This window comes from Allobosea sp., assembly GCF_030695125.1.
Taxonomy (GTDB): Bacteria; Pseudomonadota; Alphaproteobacteria; order Rhizobiales; family Beijerinckiaceae; genus Allobosea.
Genome location: NZ_JAUYTP010000050.1, coordinates 1 through 2,619 on the forward strand (window position 1 = coordinate 1; position 2,619 = coordinate 2,619).

Annotated in this window: 2 protein-coding genes; both read right to left on the reverse strand. The window is 65.6% G+C overall.

Annotation, left to right across the window (positions count from 1 at the left end; genetic code table 11):
- Positions 1 to 127: 127 nt before the first annotated feature.
- Positions 128 to 880: an IS21-like element helper ATPase IstB gene (istB, locus tag Q8S38_RS17590; RefSeq protein ID WP_068176996.1), complete on the reverse strand. Its 753-nt coding sequence runs from the start codon at positions 878 to 880 to the stop codon at positions 128 to 130.
- Positions 881 to 893: 13 nt separating this feature from the next.
- Positions 894 to 2,402 (reverse strand): IS21 family transposase, encoded by a 1,509-nt coding sequence (gene istA / locus Q8S38_RS17595; RefSeq protein ID WP_305663633.1) that lies wholly within the window; start codon positions 2,400 to 2,402, stop codon positions 894 to 896.
- Positions 2,403 to 2,619: the final 217 nt, after the last annotated feature.

Sequence of the window (2,619 nt, forward strand, 5' to 3'; positions counted from 1 at the left end):
TGCGGATACCGACGAAGCCGGCCATGCATTCCAATCTCAAGCCGGCCGGGTCTTCCGATTTGAAGCCGGCCACCCTTGGCGTCATTCGCATGGGTCGAGGGGATGATGTTTTGCGGTTCGTCGAAGGTCAAGCGGCAGGCTGAGCGATGCTGCTCTGTTTGGTTTTTCGCAGGCTCTCGCCCTTGAGGTCGATGCGGTAGGCGTTGTGAACGAGACGGTCGAGGATGGCGTCGGCGATGGTGGGATTGCCGATGAGCTCGTACCAGCGATCGACGGGAAGCTGGCTGGTCACGATGATCGATCGCGCCTCGTATCGGTCCTCGACGATTTCGAGGAGGTCGCGACGCTGCTCGGCATCGAGCGGCTCGGGTCCCCAGTCGTCGAGGATGAGCAGATCGAGGCGGGCGATGGTGCGCAGCATTCGAGCGTAGCGTCCATCGCCACGCGCCAGCGCCAGGGCTGCGAGAAGACGCGGCACGCGGTGATAGGCGACGGAGAAGTCTTCCCGGCAAGCCTTGTGGCCCAGCGCGCAGGAGAGCCAGCTCTTGCCGACGCCGCAGGGGCCGGTGATCAGGAGATTGTGCCGTGAGCGGATCCAGTCGCCGGCGGCAAGCTTAAGGAAGAGCGCGCGGTCGAGCCCGCGGACAGCGCGATAATCGACGTCCTCGACGCTGGCGGCATGACGCAATCTGGCGGCACGGGCCCGGCTCTCGAAGCGCTTCTGCTGGCGCAGCGTCTTCTCCTGTTCGAGCAGCAGCCCGAGCCATTCGGCATGTTCGAGACGGCTGGCCTCGGGCTGGGCATCGAGATCGCGGAAGCCCTTGGCCATGCCGTGGAGCCCGAGGCTGGTGAGCAGATCGAGGGTGGGATGGATCAGCATGATGGTCGTTCCTTCAATGGAAGTAGCCGGGGCCGCGGAGATTGGGGTGATCGATGACCACGTCGTCCGTCGGCGTTTTGCGGTCGGTCCTGTTGGCGATGATCGCGCTGATGCTCTTGTAGGTGAGCGCGCCGATGGCGACGGCGCGGGCAGCGACGATCTCGGCGCGTTCGGGCGCGATATCCTTGAACAGGCGCAGGATGCCCAGGCAGGTGCGGAAGCCCTGCTCGGGATGAGGCCGGTTGGCCAGGATGACGATAACAAGCCCCTCCGTGTTGGGGCCGATCGAGGCGCCCCAGCGCCGGAAGCGCTCCGGCGTCCACTCGGCGTAGCGCCGATGCGCGCTGGGCATGTGATCGGGATCTGTGCCATGCCGGCGCCCGCCATGACGACGCTGGTGTGCGGCGATGCGCTGACCCCGGTGGAACAGCTCGATCGTCCGGGTCGTTGCGCGGATATCGACCTGCTCGCGGATCAGGCCATGGGGTACCGAGTAGAAGAAGCCGTCGAACTCGACATGATAATCGAGGGAGACCCGCGCCAGGCGCCATTCCGCGAACTGGTAGTCGGCGTCCGGTAGCAGCGCCAGCACGGGCCGCTCGACGGTCTCGAACAGATGCCGACGGCTGACGCCGAGCCTGCGCATGACGTGGGCGTTGATGCGCTCCACCATGGCGGCGATCGCGGCATTCGCCTCGGCCAGCGAGAAGAAGGTCTGCCGACGCAGCCGCCCAAGGATATAGCTCTGGGCGAAGCGCACGCCGGCTTCGACCTTCGCCTTGTCGCGGGGCTTGCGCGGGCGGGCCGGCAGAATGCCGACGCCGTAATGGGCGGCCATCATCCCGTAGCTGCGGTTGATCTCGGGATCGTAGAACGAGGCTCTCTGGACGCCGGACTTCAGGTTGTCGGGCACGACGAGGCGCGGCACGCCACCGAGGAAGCGGAACATCCGGACATGGGCCTCGATCCAGTCGGGCAGCGTCTGCGTCCAGGTCGCTTCGGCATAGGTGTAGTTCGAGGCGCCCAGCACGGCGACGAAGATCTCGGCCTCCCGCACGACACCGGTGGTCCGATCGACGATCGAGAGCTTCTTGCCGGAGTAATCGACGAAGACCTTGTCGCCGGCGGGATGATCCTGGCGCATGGTCGGCGACAGGCGGCGTTCGAACTCCCGGTACAGATCGCAGAAGCGGCTGTAGCCGTAGCCGTCGGGATGAGCGTCGCGGTACTCCTCCCAGAGCACCATCAGGTTGACGCCGGGCCGCTTCAACTCGCAGACGAGGCAGGCCCAGTCCGGCTCGACGCGGCGGCGGAAGCCGCTCTTCACGCCGGCATGGGCGAACAGGCGCTGCTCGAGAACGGCGTCCGTCAGATCGCCGGCCAATGGCCAGGCAAGCCCGGCGGTCGCGGCGCGCTTGAGGTTATCTTGGATCGTGCTGCGCGCCACGCCGAGCGTGCGTCCGATCTCCCGCGCGCTCACCCCATCTCGGGCAAGCCGCAGCATCTGTCTTATCTGTCGCATGGTCAGTTCTCTCTTGGCAGGCATCCGGCTTCCCTCGATTGCGAGGGGCCTGATGCCCGAGGGACTGACCCAAACGAAAACGCCAAACTCTCCGAAAACCGGCCGGAGATTGATCGGAACCCCGGCCGGCTTCAAATCGGAATGGTGGCCGACATCAGATCGGAACGGTGGCCGGCTTCAAATCGGAATACCCGGCCGGAATGAATCGGAATCCGCA